Source organism: Sphingomonas sp. GC_Shp_3 (assembly GCF_026540945.1).
Lineage (GTDB): Bacteria > Pseudomonadota > Alphaproteobacteria > Sphingomonadales > Sphingomonadaceae > Sphingomonas.
The window spans coordinates 1,172,634-1,189,621 of the sequence record NZ_JALNUT010000001.1 but is presented as its reverse complement, the minus strand read 5'-3'; the positions used below and the strand labels follow the sequence as shown (position 1 = coordinate 1,189,621).

At 62.0% G+C, this 16,988-nt stretch carries 15 protein-coding genes and 1 pseudogene; 9 read left to right on the top strand and 7 right to left on the bottom strand.

The features are described from left to right. Positions 1-457 (bottom strand): hypothetical protein (locus OXR00_RS05850; protein ID WP_267387097.1); only part of this gene is annotated, 457 nt, incomplete at its 3' end. Between the two features lie 176 nt (positions 458-633). Here OXR00_RS05850 and OXR00_RS05845 point away from each other — a divergent pair. The 4 genes from OXR00_RS05845 to OXR00_RS05830 all read left to right on the top strand — a co-directional run bounded on the left by OXR00_RS05845 (position 634) and on the right by OXR00_RS05830 (position 3,566). Next, complete coding sequence (locus OXR00_RS05845; RefSeq protein WP_267387162.1) at positions 634-879, top strand: substrate-binding domain-containing protein; 246 nt, start codon at positions 634-636, stop codon at positions 877-879. 92 nt (positions 880-971) lie between these two features. Beyond that, complete coding sequence (locus OXR00_RS05840; protein ID WP_267387096.1) at positions 972-1,820, top strand: acyltransferase; 849 nt, start codon at positions 972-974, stop codon at positions 1,818-1,820. Continuing rightward, entirely contained in the window at positions 1,745-2,119 is a 375-nt protein-coding gene (locus OXR00_RS05835) for an acyltransferase family protein (protein ID WP_267387095.1), read from the top strand. Before OXR00_RS05840 ends, OXR00_RS05835 begins: the two co-directional genes overlap by 76 nt. Positions 2,120-2,459: 340 nt before the next feature. Continuing rightward, positions 2,460-3,566: a hypothetical protein gene (locus OXR00_RS05830; RefSeq protein ID WP_267387094.1), complete on the top strand. Its 1,107-nt coding sequence runs from the start codon at positions 2,460-2,462 to the stop codon at positions 3,564-3,566. On the opposite strand, the pseudogene OXR00_RS05825 reads toward OXR00_RS05830, so the two are convergent. Then, positions 3,513-3,773: pseudogene (locus OXR00_RS05825) on the bottom strand (hypothetical protein); the annotation flags it as partial. The gene OXR00_RS05830 and the pseudogene OXR00_RS05825 sit on opposite strands and share 54 nt — an antisense overlap. Positions 3,774-3,924: 151 nt before the next feature. Here OXR00_RS05825 and OXR00_RS05820 point away from each other — a divergent pair. Both OXR00_RS05820 and OXR00_RS05815 read left to right on the top strand, forming a co-directional pair. After that, positions 3,925-4,437 (top strand): GAF domain-containing protein, encoded by a 513-nt coding sequence (locus OXR00_RS05820; protein WP_267387093.1) that lies wholly within the window; start codon positions 3,925-3,927, stop codon positions 4,435-4,437. Next, positions 4,434-6,488 (top strand): EAL domain-containing protein, encoded by a 2,055-nt coding sequence (locus OXR00_RS05815; protein WP_267387092.1) that lies wholly within the window; start codon positions 4,434-4,436, stop codon positions 6,486-6,488. Before OXR00_RS05820 ends, OXR00_RS05815 begins: the two co-directional genes overlap by 4 nt. 452 nt (positions 6,489-6,940) lie before the next feature. Here OXR00_RS05815 and OXR00_RS05810 read toward each other — a convergent pair whose 3' ends face one another. Beyond that, the gene (locus tag OXR00_RS05810; RefSeq protein ID WP_267387091.1) at positions 6,941-7,303 is read right to left on the bottom strand and encodes a hypothetical protein; all 363 of its coding nucleotides are present in this window, start codon (positions 7,301-7,303) and stop codon (positions 6,941-6,943) included. 350 nt (positions 7,304-7,653) lie between these two features. Here OXR00_RS05810 and OXR00_RS05805 point away from each other — a divergent pair, with 350 nt between their 5' ends. The 3 genes from OXR00_RS05805 to OXR00_RS05795 are packed head-to-tail and all read left to right on the top strand — an operon-like array spanning position 7,654 to position 12,118. Then, complete coding sequence (locus OXR00_RS05805) at positions 7,654-9,093, top strand: aldehyde dehydrogenase (RefSeq protein ID WP_267387090.1); 1,440 nt, start codon at positions 7,654-7,656, stop codon at positions 9,091-9,093. A gap of 23 nt (positions 9,094-9,116) precedes the next feature. Next, on the top strand, positions 9,117-9,953 hold the full coding sequence (locus tag OXR00_RS05800) for a p-hydroxycinnamoyl CoA hydratase/lyase (protein WP_267387089.1): 837 nt from the start codon (positions 9,117-9,119) through the stop codon (positions 9,951-9,953). 35 nt (positions 9,954-9,988) lie between these two features. Then, positions 9,989-12,118 (top strand): acetate--CoA ligase family protein, encoded by a 2,130-nt coding sequence (locus OXR00_RS05795; RefSeq protein ID WP_267387088.1) that lies wholly within the window; start codon positions 9,989-9,991, stop codon positions 12,116-12,118. Positions 12,119-12,206: 88 nt separating this feature from the next. On the opposite strand, the gene OXR00_RS05790 is transcribed toward OXR00_RS05795, so the two are convergent. The 4 genes from OXR00_RS05790 to paoA form a co-directional block, all read right to left on the bottom strand. Beyond that, the gene (locus OXR00_RS05790; protein WP_267387087.1) at positions 12,207-12,812 is read right to left on the bottom strand and encodes a cysteine hydrolase; all 606 of its coding nucleotides are present in this window, start codon (positions 12,810-12,812) and stop codon (positions 12,207-12,209) included. Between the two features lie 99 nt (positions 12,813-12,911). Continuing rightward, a complete protein-coding gene (gene paoC / locus OXR00_RS05785) occupies positions 12,912-15,128 on the bottom strand; it encodes an aldehyde oxidoreductase molybdenum-binding subunit PaoC (protein WP_267387086.1) in 2,217 nt (738 codons plus the stop codon). Between the two features lie 4 nt (positions 15,129-15,132). Next, entirely contained in the window at positions 15,133-16,092 is a 960-nt protein-coding gene (locus OXR00_RS05780) for a xanthine dehydrogenase family protein subunit M (RefSeq protein WP_267387085.1), read from the bottom strand. After that, the gene (paoA, locus tag OXR00_RS05775) at positions 16,089-16,742 is read right to left on the bottom strand and encodes an aldehyde dehydrogenase iron-sulfur subunit PaoA (protein WP_242153747.1); all 654 of its coding nucleotides are present in this window, start codon (positions 16,740-16,742) and stop codon (positions 16,089-16,091) included. Before paoA ends, OXR00_RS05780 begins: the two co-directional genes overlap by 4 nt. Positions 16,743-16,988 lie beyond the last annotated feature (246 nt).

Genomic DNA, 16,988 nt, shown 5'->3' with positions numbered 1-16,988 from the left:
TGAAGCATACAACAGTAAGTCGTATAGTTTGTCCTGCCAAGGCGTTGCCAGTGTATGTCGAGTTGCTTGCCGTATATTGAAAATCTACTTGGTGCTTGGCGTAGTTTATGCCGTAGATGTCTATGAGTCCTGATCCGTCCTGCGTGTCAGCGACATTGCTAATGTTGAAGTGCAGATCTTGGAAGGTGCCACCGGGCGTTATATTGTCGTAGAAGTTCCCGGCGGTACTAATAGTGTCAGTTCTAACGATCCCATCCGCATCCGTGATCGAATAGCTTCCCGTCACAGACGTGACATGATAAGCAGTGGCATAGCCCGTATCGCCGCCAACATAGAGATTTGTCGAAGCGTTTTCGTTGTAAGTGACTGTGAAATTCACCTCCCGTCCTCCGGACGCAAGGGGCATATTGTTGAGATCCAAGTACGTTTGGGAATAGTGAAACTGTATCTCGCCCATGGTCTATCCCCAGTAACGCGCACAAGCGGCCGCCAGCGCATTTAGATCCTGACTGTAGAGAGTGTAAGCCACGCTTCAGAATACGCAATCGACAAGCGGCGCGCCGAGAATGTCTGGTTCTGGGCGACTGCGGAAGGGCAGCTTTGTCGTCCGAAAGCAGTCACTGCGTGGCTAACATGGCAGCGGGCGCACTTTGGGCCGCGCATCGGCGAGGTCTGCGCTTGCCGCAGGATCTAGCCGTCACGGGATTTGACGACAGTCTCGTCGCCAGTCGCGTCTGGCCGGCATTGACGACGGTTCGCCAGCCCATCGATGCAATGGCGGCGTGCGCTATTGAAATGCTGTTGGAAAGCCTGGCTTCACCGGAAACGCAGTCACCCCCCAACAGTGCGAGACAAACTGTTCGATTTTATCTTGATTGAGCGAGCCTCGACAAGAGTCGAAAAAGCGCTTGTGCTTTAGATTTAAATCACTGAACTGGCCTCTCCACGTGCTATCTGCGCGAGGAGAGATCATGAATACATCATCGGCTGCGACCTCCACTTCCGCCGTGGCGCCGGGGAAAAGCCACTACGTCGTGCTTGATGGTTTGCGCGGCGTGGCATCGCTGCTTGTGTTGACATTTCACATCCTGGAAACCTTTTCGAATAACGATCCGACCAAGCAGATCATCAACCATGGTTACCTCGCCGTGGGTTTCTTCTTTCTGCTTTCAGGCTTCGTGATCGCCTATGCGTATGATGATCGCTGGGGCCGCATGACCCAGTGGCGGTTCTACAAACGCCGGCTCATCCGCCTGCAACCTATGGTGGTGCTGGGAAGCCTGTTCGGCGCAGCACTCGTCTACCTCCAGGCAAGCTCCGTCTTTCCGAAGATCGGCACGACGCCCGTCTGGGAAATGCTGCTGGTGATGCTGCTGGGCTGCACGTTGCTCCCGCTGCCCAAGGCGTTTGACATCCGGGGCTGGAACGAAATTCACCAGCTCAACGGCCCCGCGTGGTCGCTCTTCTACGAGTACCTCGCTAATATCGGCTACGCGCTGGTATTCCGAAAGTTATCTGTCCGCTGGCTGGCTGTTTTGGCCGCCTGCGCTGCGGCCTTGCTGCTGGAGGTCGCGCTCGGCGGTGAGCGCCGCGATCTTATCGGCGGCTGGGCGCTCGTCTTCGACGGTATCCACGTCGGTTTTGCCTGGCCGTTGTACCCATTTCTAGCAGGCATGCTGCTGATGCGAGTGGGTAAGCGCATCGCAAGCCGCCACGCCTCGCGATTAGCAGCCTGCTGCTGGTCGTGGCGTTGGCGCTTCCGCGCTTCGGCGACACGCCGCACCATTGGAGCAACGGCTTGTACGACGCTCTATGCGTGATCCTGCTGTTCCCGCTGATCGTGGCGATCGGTGCCAGCGACAAGCGGGCAGATGGCACCACCGTGCGGATCGCCCGCTTCTTCGGCGATCTATCGTTCCCGCTCTATATAACCCATTATCCGCTGATCTACCTCTACACCGCCTGGGTTGTGGAAAGCCATCCGTCTGCGGCTCAAGGCGTAGTTTGGGGCGTAGCGCTGCTCATCGCGGCGGTGACGTTCGTCTATGCCAGCCTAAAGCTTTACGACGAACCAATGCGGCGATGGCTCAGCGCCCGGTTCCTCAAACGGCAAGCCTGAACCTGCCAAGCGCGGCTCCACAGCCGCGCTAAGCACAGAGTTTCGACGATCTACCTCCACCGGGAGCTCGCGACGTCCTCCCATCTAAGAAGTGTTCAATGTCTGAAACCGCAGCAGGGTCACGCCTCGCCACTCGTCTAGCCTTTCTCGTTTCCGGCTTTGCCCTCGCATGCTGGGCACCGCTCATCCCGCTCGCCAAAGCTCGGTTGGAGATCAGCGATGGCACTTTGGGGGTTCTGCTACTCTGCCTTGGCCTCGGGTCGGTCGGTGCGATGCAACTAGCTGGGCCGCTGACCGATAGGCTGGGTGCTCGGCCAGCGATCCTGATCGGGGGATAGGTTTGATACTGCTGCTGCCATGTCTCGCACTTGCACCGACTTTGCCGACGATGGCGGCAGCATTGTTGGTGTTCGGCGCATCCCTTGGTTTGATCGAAACCGGCATGAACGTGCATGCGGTCGAGGTGGAAAAGCGCGCCGGCTGTCCACTTATTTCAGGGTTCCATGGCCTGTTCAGTGTTGGCGGTTTTGCCGGCTCGCTGTCGCTTACTGCCGTCCTTTCAGCCAAAGCGAGCCCGATTACCGGCACTGTTGCCGCGTCGGGGCTCATGCTCGCGGCGCTGATCGTCGCCGTACCGCGCCTGGTCGCCACGCCGAAAGCAGAGGACACTTCACTGTTTGTGATGCCGCGTGGCGTAGTTGCGGTACTTGCTGGGATTACCTTCCTGAGCAAAGGCGCCATGCTCGACTGGAGCGCGTTGCTGCTGAGTGGTAGGAATCTGTTGCCGATCACGCAAGCGGGCATTGGCTATAGTGTCTTCGCCGTAGCGATGACGGCCGGTCGCTTGTCTGGTGACACGATTGTCGCGCGTCTCGGCGATATGCGGACGATGGTGTGGGGCGGCCTGCTCGCGATCACCGGCTATGCCGTCATCCTGCTGGTGCCATTCGCCTCGGTCTACTGCTGGGCTTTTCCCTTATCGGGATTGGCGCCTCCAACACCGTGCCGATCCTATTCCGCCGGGCCGGAGCGCAGACCGGCATGCCTGCCGGCCTCGCAATCGCGTCAGTCACTACGGTCGGCTATGCCGGTGTTCTCGCAGGGCCTGCCGGCATGGGTTTCATTGCACAGGGAATTGGATTGCCAGCAGCGTTCTGGCTGTTGGCCGCGTTGCTCTGCTCCGTTCCGCTCTGCGCTCGGGTTGCTACATCCAGCAGTGAAAAAGACTAAATGCGAGGTCTTGACGCCACAACTCCTCAGCAGTTGTGACAGGAAGCATGAGGCCGTCCCAAATCCGGTCGGACTATGCTGCTTTACCAGCGAAGCGAAGGCCTGGAAGGTCCGGAGGTGGGGGCGCTGCCGTCGGTCTGCGTTTCGACGGACAGCAATCCGGCTACCCGCAGATACGAGGAGCCGATGCCGGATCAGACCTGACGTCCGCTGCTAAAAACGAGAGCATCTTCACATCCGCGCTAAGGTAATGGACGGCGTTTTCATTCTTGGCATGCCCGGACAGGGCTTGCACCGCTCGCAGGCTCCCCGAAGCCTTGTAGATGATCGACACCTTGGTTCGTCGAAGTGAATGCGTCCAATACTCTTCTCGGCGTAGGCCTTCCCATTCATCAACAAGTCGGGCGTACTGACGCGTGCTGAGTGAGCGAGCATGATCCGACCGACGCGGAGGCACTGAAACGGCTTCAGTTCGTGGTGAACGGAACGGTGGCACTCAAAAGGGTGTCTGAATAGGAACCTTCTTTAACGGTTTTGCGACAATAACGCTTGGGATTGTGCACCGTGGCGAACTTATGCTGAAAACCCTTTTCCAGGAGCGAAAACGCACTCAGGCTGTACGTGGCCTCAGTATTGTCGGTTCGGCGTCCGAACCGATATATGATCGCTTCGTTTCCGCTGCGGCTCGTGCGTTCGACGCGCCGATCGCGCTGCTGTCGTTAATCCACAACGATCAGCAATGGTTCAAGGCCGGTCACGGCTTGGTCATCGACTGCATCCCACGCGATAGTGGGTTTTGCAGCTTCACGCTTGATCGTCCCGAGGTTCTGGAATCGATCGACCCCGAAGACGACCCGAGATTTGCTCAGCTTCCGGTTGTTGTGGGTGAACCGCATGTCCGATACTACATCGGGGCGCCGCTACGTCGAATGAACGGCATTGATGTCGGTGCACTGTGTGTCTTGGACACGAAGCGCCGCTTACCGGCTTCAGCAGATCAAAAGGCCTATCTCATCGGCCTAGCTCGCCAGGCGTCCACCGCGATGGAGGCTCGTTTAGATCTGTTGAACAGGGGAGATGCGGCATGATGCGGGTCGCGCTATGCATCGCTCAAGAGCATGATCTGCGTCTGGTGCTGCTGGCTTTGCTGATCTGCGTCATCGGCTCTGCAGCCACGGTCCAGCTTTTCAGCCGCGTGACGGCAAGCGCTAAGCGTAGCCGTATCGGTTGGATCGTGCTGACGGCGGTTGCAACCGGTACGATGGTGTGGGCCACCCACTTCGTCGCGATGATGGCGTTCCGCACAACGGCACCCGTGATACTCGACCCTATTCTAACATTGTTCTCGCTTCTCGCGGTGATCTTCCTGGCTATTCCCGGCCTGTCGATCGCTGCACGTCGTCGTCGCTGGGGCGGTGCGGTGGGCGGTGCGATCATCGGCGCTGGGATTTCGGTCATGCACTATGTCGGTATGGCGGCGTACCGCGTTGACGGCATCGTCACATGGGAGTGGGGCTACGTCGTTGCCTCCGTGATACTCTCCAGCGTGCTCGCCGCGTTCGCGTTCCACGTACTCACTGGCCGCGGGAGAACCCGAAGCATCAAGGCGGCAGGCCTTCTATCCACAGCCGTAGCCGCGCTACATTTCACAGGCATGGCAGCGATGGACATCACCGTGCTGCAAACTGGACAGGGTCTATCCCACGTTACGATGGTGGCGCTCGCGGTCACCACGACCGTTGCGACCTGCATCATCGTGGGATGCGCGGCGATCAGCGCCCTGATCGACGGGCATACCCAAACGGAGGCCTATCGCCGGCTGCGACGTATGGCGATGCACGACGGCTTGACCGACCTTCCCAATCGCACCAGCTTCATCGAAGAACTGGAACAGCGCTTCATGATAAAAGGCGGCTATGCTTGCATGGCCGTCATCATGATGGACCTGTCGCGCTTCAAAGTGGTCAATGATACGTATGGTCATCAGGCGGGCGATCAGCTTCTCGTCGCACTCGCCGCGCGCATGGCGGCATTGCTGGAGCCCGGCGAATGCGTAGCGCGCCTCGGCGGCGACGAGTTCGCGGCGGTCGTGTCATATCACAACGACAATGAGCTTACAGGCTTCTTGAGCAGATTGCAGGCCGCTTGCACCGAGACATTCGTCTTCGATCGGTTCAGCGCGGCAATCAGCGCCAATATCGGGGTGGCACTCGCCGTTCACGACGGTTTCGACGCTGACGTTTTGCTCGCCAAGGCAGATCTCGCAATGTACCGGGCGAAGTCGGCGCACTCGGATACGCCGTGTTTCTACGACAGTCAGATGGATGATGCAGTTCGAGAGCGTCGTGAGCTGATTGCCGACTTGCGCAAGGCGCTCGACACATCAGCGCTTGAACTCCATTTTCAGGTACAAGCCGCGATACCGTCTGGTGACATATCGGGCTATGAAGCTCTCGTGCGCTGGAAGCATCCGGTCAGGGGCATGGTGCCGCCCGGTGTTTTCATTCCTTTAGCCGAAAAGAGCGGCGACATCGTTCCGCTCAGCATCTGGATACTGCGACAGGCGTGTTTTGAAGCGGCGTTATGGCCAAACCGGCATCCCGTTGCCGTCAATATTTCGCCGATACATCTGGCTGATCCCAGGCTGGTCGAGACGGTAAGGTCAGCGTTGATCGACAGCGGCCTTCCGCCCGAACGACTATCGCTCGAGCTGACAGAGAGCGCGATCATTCATGATCGCCGGTTCGCGCTGCAGCAGCTCACCGCGTTGAAAGCGATGGGAATCGCGATCGCACTGGATGACTTTGGTGTCGGCTACTCTTCGCTGGATGTCCTGCGGTCATTTCCCTTTGATCGCATCAAGCTGGATGCGTCTTTTGTTGCCGAGATCGATACGGACGAGCAAGCCGTCTCGATCTTGCGATCGGTGGCGGCGTTGGGAACCGTCCTCAACATGCCCGTTCTGGCGGAGGGTGTTGAACATCCGGCTCAACTGTCGATCGTGGCCCGGGAAGGATGTTCAGCCATCCAAGGCTATCTGGTTGGCAAACCGTCGCGTGTGCTTGCCGACCCAGAACACGTTCGCAGAATCGTGTCGCTGAAGCCACGGAGCATTGAGGCGGATGCTGCCGTGGCATGATCGTGGCGTTTGGCGCTGCCGCGAGCCGCTTGGTTTGCAATGTGTAAGGGCGGCGCTCGATAGCGTTGTATCGAGCGCGACCGGCTCAATCTTCGCCGCGCGTTAAGTATGCAGCGCGCCGCTTCTGCGCGCCTTGGTGGCGACCACGGGATTCCTTCTCCCTCCCAGGCTTCTGGCCCATAGTGCAGCGTGTTTTCCGGCTATGTCCCGCGTTGTCGACACCGTTTTGTTGTTCGAAGTCCGTGATGCGCGTCAGTTCGGCAATTATGGGATTCAAGCGGTACACGCTGCGGTGATCGAGCTCCGGTTCGGCCAGCGCGCCCTGGCTCGGCATGGCGATGTTTAAAGATCGGATCGGTGAACCAGAGCGATCCGCCAGGCGCCACTGTCACGTCGAGCGGCGCGTTGAGGGGATTGCCCTCAAAGTGTGATGACCGGCTTGGGGCCACCCGTCAGATGTGCGGAGGAGCGGCTGATACGGTGACGGCCCGAGACCAAGCCATCAGGCGCGACAGCGTTATCGTTCGTGGAACCAGGTCGCGTCGATCGAGACCCTCCACTCGGCCGTCGTCTTCATACCACGCGTTCAGCCGGCGGTTTGGGACTTTGGAGAACAGGAGACGGCCGTGAGACGCCTGCCACGCCGATCCCTCGGCGCGGATTGTCGCTTCGTGCAACACGAGCAAGGGCGCGTCGGGGGAGAGCACCTCCGCAAGCTCAGGATCATCAATTTGGCCGCCTCGAAAATAAGCGTCTCGCTTTATCAATTCGAGCTGCCGCAGCAGGCGGCCAGGCAGGAGGTCAACGTCGCTCACAGCAACTCCTTGGATGTCGGTGCCGATGCTAAAACTGACTCATGCAGCAGCTGGCAGAAGTGCAACCTTTGGATTGATTTGGGAACCTCAATGCGGAGGAACGGGTCCGCAAACCCCGGGTAACGAGAAGATGAGGAACCGTGGAGGCTGCCATAACTGCAAACCTGCGCAGGGTTTAGAGCGCGGACACTGCGCGGTGACTCGCACGGCCGCAGTGAGGAACAGCGATTCCAGATAAACCGGCAGGTGTGACCGATCCGAGCGCCTTTCCGACAGATGTTTTGCCATCGCCAACCCTTGCGAGGCCACAAACATTAAGCTATGGAACATAGCAATAAAAGGAGAGGGTAATGACTGAACATCACGCGCTTGCAGAGCGCGCAGATAGCGCTGCGACCTTCGATCGCCATGACCCGGTGACGGGCGTGCTTGCGAGTACGACGCCCGCCGCAACCGTGGCGGACGCCGATGCTGCTTGCGCCGCCGCCGCGAAGGCGTTTCCCGCATGGGCGGCGCTTGGCCCGAATGCGCGTCGCGCTATCCTCAACAAGGCGGCCGATGCGCTGGAGGCGCGTGCTCCCAAATTCATCGAAGCGATGATGGGCGAGATCGGCGCCACGCAGGGCTGGGCGGCCTTCAACTTAATGCTCGCTGCGGGGATCGTTCGCGAAGCTGCGGCGATGACGACCCAGATCGGTGGCGAGGTCATCCCCTCTGACAAGCCGGGCTGCATCGCGATGGCGATCCGCGAGCCGGTGGGCGTAATCCTCGGGATCGCACCCTGGAACGCGCCGATCATCCTGGGTGTGCGCGCGATCGCGATGCCGCTGGCGTGCGGCAACACGGTGGTGCTGAAGGCGAGCGAGCAATGCCCGCGCACGCATGCGCTGATCGTGGAAGCGTTCGAGGAGGCCGGCATGGGCGAGGGGATCGTGAACCTCGTCACCAACGCGCCGCAGGATGCGGCCGAGATCGTCGGTGCGTTGATCGACCATCCCGCCGTTCGGCGCATCAACTTCACCGGATCGACTGCCGTCGGCAAGATCATCGCCAAACGTGCGGCCGAGCATCTGAAGCCCGTCCTGCTCGAACTCGGCGGCAAGGCCCCGCTCATCGTGCTGGACGATGCCGATCTCGACGAAGCGGTGAAAGCGGCAGCGTTCGGTGCGTTCATGAACTCGGGGCAGATCTGCATGTCGACCGAGCGCATCATCGTGGACGAGCGTGTTGCCGATGCCTTCGCCGCCAAGTTCAAGGAAAAGGTCGGCGGTATGGCGGTCGGCGATCCGCGCGAAGGCAAAACCCCGCTCGGCGCGGTCGTCGATCAGAAAACCGTCGATCATGTCCGTGCCCTCGTGGACGACGCGCTTGCGGCGGGTGCGCAGGCGCTCGTCTCCGGCAGTGGGGACGGGGTACTGATGCCCGCTCACGTGATCGATCACGTCACGCCGGCGATGAAGCTGTTTCGCGACGAAAGCTTCGGCCCTGTGGTCGGCATCAGCCGCGCCAAGGATGAAGCGGATGCGATCGCGCTTGCCAACGACACCGAATACGGCCTGTCGGCGGCGGTGTTCACGCGCGACACTGCGCGCGGTCTTCGCGTTGCCAAAGCGATTAAGTCCGGCATCTGCCACATTAACGGCCCGACCGTGCATGACGAGGCGCAGATGCCGTTCGGCGGCACCAAAGCCTCCGGTTACGGCCGGTTCGGCGGCAAGGCCGGGATCGACAGTTTCACGGAGTTGCGCTGGATCACCATCGAGACCCAGCCGGGCCACTACCCGATTTAAATCCATTCGTTCGAGGAAAATTCATGACCGAAACATCTACCAACAGCACTGTCGCCTATGATGTCGCCGATCGCATCGCCTGGGTGCGCTTCAACCGGCCGGAAAAGCGGAATGCCATGTCGCCGACGCTCAATCGCGACATGATGGAGGTGCTCGACCTGCTCGAATTCCGAACCGACGTCGGGATTCTGGTCCTATCGGGGGAAGGCGTCGCATGGTCCGCCGGCATGGACCTGAAGGAGTATTTCCGCGAGACGGAAGCCAAAGGCATGGGCGCGACCCGCCAGGCACAGCGTGAGAGCTATGGCTGGTGGCGGCGGCTGCGCTGGTATCAGAAGCCAACGATCGCGATGGTCAACGGGTGGTGCTTCGGCGGCGGCTATGGCCCCTTGTTCGCCTGTGACCTTGCGTTCGCGGCCGAGGATGCGCAGTTCGGTCTCTCCGAAATCAACTGGGGCATCCTCCCCGGTGGCGGGGCGACCAAAGTCGCGACCGAACTGATGCCGTTCCGCAAGGCGATGTACCACGCCATGATGGGCGAAAACGTCGACGGCAAGACGGCCGCCGATTGGGGGCTGGTCAACGAGGCGGTGCCGCTGGCGGATTTGAAAGCGCGCGTGACGGCGGTTGCCGAAGTCCTGCTCAAGAAAAATCCGGTCGCGCTCAAGGCCACCAAGGACGCGGTTCGGCGCGTCGGCGTGTTGAGCTACGACGATGCCGAGGATTATCTGATCCGCGCGCAAGAAGCCGCCAATTCCTACGACAACGAGGGTCGCAAGGAAGGCATCAAGCAGTTCATCGACGACAAGACCTTCAAGCCGGGCCTTGAGGCCTATGATCTGAACAAGCAGCGCGGCTGAACGCTGCCACGCAACATACGGCGAGAGGATGAGGGATGAGTGGAAATACGGCTGGACGGGCGCCGGTGCGGTCGCTCGAGCGACTGTTGCGTGCGCGCTCCATCGCGATCGTCGGCGCTTCGGAAAAGCCGGGGGCGCTGGGCAACGCGGTGTTGCGCAATTTGGAACGGCATGGCTTCGCCGGCGATATCCACCTCATCAATCCTAAACGTCCGGTAATCCGCGGCCGCCAGGCTTGGGGGGCAATCACCGAACTCCCTGACGGCGTCGACGCCGCGGTGCTCGCTGTTCCGGGGACGGCGGTGCTCGACACGGTCCGCCAACTGGCGGCAAAGCATGTCGGGGCCGCCGTGATCTTTTCGGCAGGCTTTGCCGAGGGCGGCGAGGCGGGGCTGGCCGCGCAGGTAGAGGTGGCAAGGCTGGCGGCCGAGTCCGGAATGGTGATCGAGGGGCCAAATTGCCTCGGCATGGTCAACTATGTGGACGGGGTGCCGTTGACCTTCGTCGAGACGCCCGTCCGCCGTCCGGAGGGCAAACCCGCCATCGGTATCGTCTCGCAAAGCGGCGCTATGGCGGTCGTGCTCGGCACGACGCTCATGGCGAAGGATCTTGACATCTCCATGTCGATCTCGACCGGCAACGAAGCCGCCTCCGGCGTAGAGGATTATGTCGAGTATCTGCTCGACGATCCCCATACCCATGCGATCGGCATGATCGTCGAGCAGTTTCGCGCGCCCGCGCGGTTCCTCGCACTGGCGGCGCGGGCGAGGTCTGCCGGCAAGCCGATCGTGCTGCTACACCCGGGCAAAAGCAGCGCCGCGCGGGAGTCCGCCGCGACACACACTGGCGCCATGGCGGGTGATTACGCCGTCATGCGTGCCAAGGTCGAACGGGCCGGGGTATTGCTGGTCGACAGCCTCGAAGAACTTGGCGACGTTCTCGATCTGGTGTTGCGTTGCGGTGGCGTTTGGGCGGGCGGAACCGCCGTGCTGACCGAATCCGGGGCGTTCAAGGCGCTGGCGCTTGATGTGTGCGAAGCGCTGTCGCTGGATCTTCCTGTTATGGCGACCGAGACCGCGGCGGTAATGCGCAGCGCCATCCCCGACTTCATCCCGGTCAGCAATCCCATGGATCTCACCGCGCAGGCGCTGGTCGATCCCGACCTGTATCGGCGGACCCTGGCGCCCTTGCTGGATGACCCCGCGTTCGGCAGCATCGTTCTCGGCATCATCCAGACCGATGAAGCGACGGCGCGGCTAAAATTCGGCCCGATCATAGAAGCGGTGCGACAGCTGCGACCGGCCAAGCCGGTGATCTTCGCCGGACTGGATGACGGGGCCGATGTGCCAGCGGACTTCATACGGGACCTGCGCGGTCTCGGCGTGCCGTATTTCCCGTCGCCCGACCGTGCGTTCCGCGCGATTGCACAGCTTACGCGATGTGCGAAGCGGGACGTTGTCACCGCGCAGGCGGCGGCGGTCGTGGCCGAACTGCCAGCCGGTGGCGGCGTGATCCCCGAATACCTCGCCAAGACGTTGCTTGCCCCATTGGGCATACCGTTTCCCGAAGGTGGATTTGCGCGCAGCTCTGCCGAGGCCAACGCCATCGCGGCGCGGGTCGGCTATCCGGTCGTCCTCAAGGCACAGGCGTCCGCCTTGCCGCACAAGAGCGACGCCGGCGGCGTGATCCTGAACCTGGCCGACGAGGCGGCGGTCGAAGCGGGGTGGGCGCAATTATACGCCAATGTCGCGCAGCGCGCGCCGCACGTCACGCTTGACGGTGTGCTGGTTGAGGCCATGTCCACACGCGGCACCGAGTTGATCGTCGGCGCAAAAAACGATCCCGAATGGGGCGCGACGATCCTTGTCGGTATGGGCGGCGTGCAGGCGGAGGTATTGCAGGATGTCCGGCTGCTGGCGCCCGACCTTGCGCGCGCGGCGATCATCGCCGAACTCGGCAAGCTCAAAAGTGCGGCAATCCTCGCAGGCTATCGCGGGTCGCCCCCGCTGGATGTGGCGGCAGTGGCAGACATCATCGTCGGCCTCGGGCGTGTGCTGGCAGGTACCCCGGCGATCCGTGAAATCGATCTCAACCCGGTGATCGTGTACCCGGTGGGGCATGGCGCGATGGCGCTCGACGCGTTGATCCTTGCTGATCCCGCCTGACGAGACAGCCGGACGCGGCGGCGTCCGGCTGACGTGGCGGTTGGGTGCTGGACGCGGAACTCGCTCGCGCCCAGCGGTGTCGCGAGTGTCAGGCCCGGCTCAGCGCGTTGAGGAAGACATCATGCGTCATCGGACGCGAGAACATGGGAAAGTTCTTGGCGACAGACGCCTGCTGCTCTTCAGGACTGAGCGTTGCGGTGCAGTCGGTTAGCGTCACCACGTCATAGCCGCGTTCATAGGCGGAGCGCATGGTCGACTCGACGCAGCAATTGGTCAGGAATCCTGCGATAGCGAGATTGGTGATGCCGCGCTGGCGCAGGATGAAGTCGAGGTTGGTGCTGGCGAAGCAGTCGAGCCCGCGTTTTCCTTCCACAACGATATCGCCCGTGGCAGGCATCATCTCGGGTGCGAATTCGGCACCCCAACTGCCTTTGCGAAAGGCCTTGGCGGCCACGATCCCGGCGAGAATGCCATAGGCGTCGGTGCCGATTTCAGGATAGCCGTCGGCAAAGCTGATCGGCGCGTGCAGGATCGTGGCACCGGACTTGCGCGCCGCCTCGACCAATGTCTTGCTGTTGGCCAGCATCTTCGTTTGCGCCATGACGTTGCTGACGGCATCGTGCTGTGCCCCGCCATCGCTGACGAAGTCATTCTGGTATTCAATTAGCAACAGCGCAGTCGTGCTCGGGTTCATGGCGTTTCCTTCCCGTTGTTGCAGGATGACAGCAGGCGCGCATCTCCATACCGCCCAGCGATATCGCGAGATGGCCCTGCGTAATCGTCCCGCGTGAAATCAGGCGGCCGTCGGCAGGTGCTCAAAATGCTTGTCGAGCGTGATCGGATAATCACGCACCCGGACACCTGTCGCATTGTAGACCGCGTTGGCGACGGCCGCGCCGACGCCGCACAGGCCGAGTTCGCCGACACCCTTTGCCTTCATCGGGTTGGCGAGCGGGTCGGCTTCTTCCAGGAAAACGACCTCCTGATGCGGGATGTCGGCGTGAACCGGCACCTCATACTGGGCGAGATCGTGGTTGATGAACAGGCCGAACCGCGTGTCCACGGCCAACTCCTCCATCAGCGCGCCACCAACGCCCATCGTCATCGCGCCGATCACCTGGCTGCGCGCGGATTTCGGGTTGATGATCCGACCCGCTGCGCAGACCGCCAGCATGCGCCGCACGCGGGTCGCGCCGGTGAAGCTGTCGACGCCGACCTCGACGAAGTGCGCGCCAAAGGTTGAGAGCTGGTACGACTTGTCGATGTCGCCATACTCGATCTTGTCCTCGGCCATCAGCTCTCCCGACGCGGCCGCCTGGCGCAGGTCGGCGGAGCGATTGCCGCTCGTAACCTTGCCGTCCGCAAACACCGTATCGGCCGAGTTGAAGCCGAGCCGCTGCGCAACCTGATCGCGCAGCTTTACGCACGCGGCATATACGCCTGCGGTCGAGTTGGCGGCGCCGAACTGACCACCCGAACCGGCCGATACCGGGAAAGCGGAATCACCTAGCTTCACCAACACCGCTTCGGCGGGAACGCCCATCATCTCGCCCGCGGTCTGCGCGATGATGGTGTAACTGCCGGTGCCGATATCCGTCATGTCGGTTTCGACCGTTACCACGCCATCCTTGCCGAGCCGAACGCGCGCGCCGGACGTCATGTTCATGTGGTTGCGAAATGCGGACGCCACACCCATGCCGACCAACCACTTGCCATCGCGAACCTGGCCTGGCTTCGGGTTCCGTTTGGACCAGCCGAACCGCTGTGCGCCCTCCTGCAAGCAGCGCACCAGCTGACGCTCCGAGAAGCGGCGCTCCGGCTTTTCAGGGTCGACCTGCGTGTCGTTCTTCACGCGGAAAGCGACAGGGTCCATGGCCAGCTTCTCGGCCATCTCGTCCATCGCGATCTCCAGCGCCATCAGGCCGGGTGCTTCGCCCGGCGCACGCATCGCGTTGCCTTCGGGCAGGTTGAGCACCGCAAGCTGCATCGAGATCTTCCGGTTGGCGCCGGCGTACAGCAACTTGGTCTGGCTCGTCGCGGTCTCGGGCTGGCCGTTCGGCTGGTCGCCGGAACCGCTATGATGCGCGATGGCCGTGATCGTCCCGTCCTTTTCCGCGCCGATCTGGATGTGCTGCGCGGTGGCTGGGCGATGCGTGGAATTGTTCGGCATCATCGGCCGGGTAATAGCGACCTTCACCGCACGCCCGGCCGCCTTTGCGCCGAGCGCCGCCATGACCGCGTCGGTACGCAGGAACAGCTTGCCGCCGAAACCGCCGCCGACATAGGGCGACATGAAGCGGATCTTTTCCTTCGCTATGCCGAGTGTCTTGGCGAGATCGCCACGGCCCCAGTCGATCATCTGGTTCGACGTCCACAGCTGAAGCTCGTCGCCGTTCCACGCCGCGATGGAGGCGAACGGCTCCATCATCATGTGGCTCTGGTCGGGTGTCGTATAATGCTCGTCGAGTTTGACCGGCGCGGCCGCGAAGGCAGGCTCGAAGGTGCCGACGCGATCGATCGCGGGCGAACCGCTGCCTTCCTTGCTGGAGCCGCCGGTCAGCGGCGCAGTCTTGAGCGCTTCCGCCAAGTCGAACTGGCCGGGCGTACGAGCATAGTCGACACGCACCAGCATCGCCGCGCTGCGGGCTTGCTCGAACGTGTCCGCCACCACGATCGCGACTGCCTGGTGGTAGTGATCGACATCCGGCCCGGCGAGCAGCTTCACCGTGTTGAACTTGCCCTTGCCGAGCTTGCCCGCGTCCTGCGCGGTGACGATGGCGAGCACGCCCGGTGCCGCCTTTGCTGCCGCGAGATCGATCGATGTGATCCGGCCCTTGGCGATCGCTGAGCCGACCACATCGCCATAGGCTGGCTTGGGAGGATCCTGATGTTCATAGGCATAGGGAGCGGTGCCGGTGGTCTTGAGCGGACCGTCGATCCGGTCGTGCGCGCGGCCTACGACCTTCATGCGATCGATCGGGTTGGTACCGGCGGGAGTGTCGAACTTCATGGGATCAGGCCCCGATCTTCTGTTGCGATTCGGCGATGACGGATGCCAGCGCACGGGTGGCGAGCGGCAGCTTGAACTTGTTATCTTGCGTCGGCGTCGCGCCCTGGAAAGCGCGCGCCGTCACCGCCGCGGCACCCTGTGGTAGCAGTGCGTCGGCCGCTTCGACCCGCCACGGCCTCGGCGCTACGCCGCCAAAGGCGACCCGACCGGTGCCGTCGGGCTGGATCACCGCCGCCACGGAGACGAGCGCATAGGCATAAGACGCCCGATCACGTACCTTCTCATAGAAGTGCTTGCCGCCAAGCGGGCGGGGCAGCGTCACCGCCGTGATGAGCTCGCCCGGCTTCAATACGGTGTCCTGCTCGGGATGGTCGCCCCACAACCGATGGAACTCGGCGATTGGGATGGAGCGGTGCTGGCCGGTCGCATCGACCGTCTCGACCGCGGCATCGAGCACGCGCATCGCCACGGCCATATCGCCGGGGAAGGTCGCGATACATTTGTCGCTCACGCCGATCACGCCGAGCTGGCGCGAGACCCCGCCAATCGCGGCGCAGCCCGAGCCGGGCTTGCGCTTGTTACACGGCATGTTGATGTCATAAAAATACGGGCAGCGCGTCCGCTGTAGCAGGTTGCCGGCGGTCGAGGCCTTGTTGCGAAGCTGTCCGCTTGCCCCCGCAACGATGGCGCGGGTGAGCACGGCATAGTCGCGGCGCACACGAGTGTCCGTCGCAAGATCGGTGTTGGTGACGAGCGCGCCGATGCGTAGCCCGCCATCCTTTGTGTTCTCGATCTTGTCGAAACCCAGATTCTGTACATCGACAAGGTGGGTCGGGGTCTCGACCTCGATCTTCATGAGATCGAGCAGATTGGTACCGCCGGCAATGAACTTGGCGCCCGGCTGTGCCGCCGCGCGTGCCGCAGCGACGGGATCGTGCGCGCGTTCGTAAGTGAAGGCCCTCATGCCCGCTGCTCCCTGAAGTCGTCTCCAGCCACTTCCGCCATCGCATCCGCAATGTTGGAGTAGGCGCCGCAGCGGCATATGTTGCCGCTCATCCGCTCGCGCATTTCGATGTTGGTCACCTGCGGCTTTGCGCCGACATCTGCCTGAACGTGGCTGGGAACCCCGCGCTTGATCTCGTCGAGCACTGCGACTGCCGAGCAGATCTGCCCGGGCGTGCAATAACCGCACTGATATCCGTCATGCTTCACGAACGCGGCCTGCATGGGATGAAGCTTCTCGGGCGTACCCAGTCCCTCGATCGTGGTGACGTCGTCGCCCTCGTGCATCACGGCAAGGCTCAGGCACGAATTGATCCGCACGCCGTTGACCATGACCGTGCAGGCGCCACACTGTCCGTGGTCACAGCCTTTCTTGGTGCCCGTGAGATGCAGATGTTCACGCAGTGCGTCGAGCAACGTCGTGCGCGGGTCGAGCGACAGCGTCTGTTGCTTACCATTCACCTTCAGGCGAAGCGGTAACGCGGGCGAAGCCTCGGTGCGATGCGCCGGCTGCGACACGGCGGACGCGGGCGCGGCGGCTACCATCGCAGTGGCAGCGCCCCCCGCAAGAATGCCGCGCCGCGACAATTCGAATTCGGACGTATCCGACATCAAAGATTTCCTCGTTGAACGACTTGGCGCCGAATTGCCGCGCAGCGGCGCTCCGGATCATACCCCTAACGCTTGTGTAAGCTGATCGGACCCACCCTACAACGCATTGAAACGATGATAATGCTTCAATGACACGATGATAATGCTTCAAAGTCGGCGTAATCGACGGGCTTCCGATTGTAGAGCCAAGGCCGGTTTGCGCGTGACGCCGTCGCCGGAGCCAGGTTCCCGCAGCATTTCGCAGGT

What these genes read in the sequence shown, in the direction of transcription:
- OXR00_RS05845 (WP_267387162.1), top strand. Translation starts at nt 634, where the DNA reads ATGGCAGCGGGCGCACTTTGGGCCGCGCATCGGCGAGGTCTGCGCTTG.
- OXR00_RS05840 (WP_267387096.1), top strand. Translation starts at nt 972, where the DNA reads ATGAATACATCATCGGCTGCGACCTCCACTTCCGCCGTGGCGCCGGGG.
- OXR00_RS05820 (WP_267387093.1), top strand. Translation starts at nt 3,925, where the DNA reads ATGCTGAAAACCCTTTTCCAGGAGCGAAAACGCACTCAGGCTGTACGT.
- OXR00_RS05815 (WP_267387092.1), top strand. Translation starts at nt 4,434, where the DNA reads ATGATGCGGGTCGCGCTATGCATCGCTCAAGAGCATGATCTGCGTCTG.
- OXR00_RS05805 (WP_267387090.1), top strand. Translation starts at nt 7,654, where the DNA reads ATGACTGAACATCACGCGCTTGCAGAGCGCGCAGATAGCGCTGCGACC.
- OXR00_RS05800 (WP_267387089.1), top strand. Translation starts at nt 9,117, where the DNA reads ATGACCGAAACATCTACCAACAGCACTGTCGCCTATGATGTCGCCGAT.
- OXR00_RS05795 (WP_267387088.1), top strand. Translation starts at nt 9,989, where the DNA reads ATGAGTGGAAATACGGCTGGACGGGCGCCGGTGCGGTCGCTCGAGCGA.
- OXR00_RS05790 (WP_267387087.1), bottom strand. Translation starts at nt 12,812, where the DNA reads ATGAACCCGAGCACGACTGCGCTGTTGCTAATTGAATACCAGAATGAC.
- paoC (WP_267387086.1), bottom strand. Translation starts at nt 15,128, where the DNA reads ATGAAGTTCGACACTCCCGCCGGTACCAACCCGATCGATCGCATGAAG.
- OXR00_RS05780 (WP_267387085.1), bottom strand. Translation starts at nt 16,092, where the DNA reads ATGAGGGCCTTCACTTACGAACGCGCGCACGATCCCGTCGCTGCGGCA.
- paoA (WP_242153747.1), bottom strand. Translation starts at nt 16,742, where the DNA reads ATGTCGGATACGTCCGAATTCGAATTGTCGCGGCGCGGCATTCTTGCG.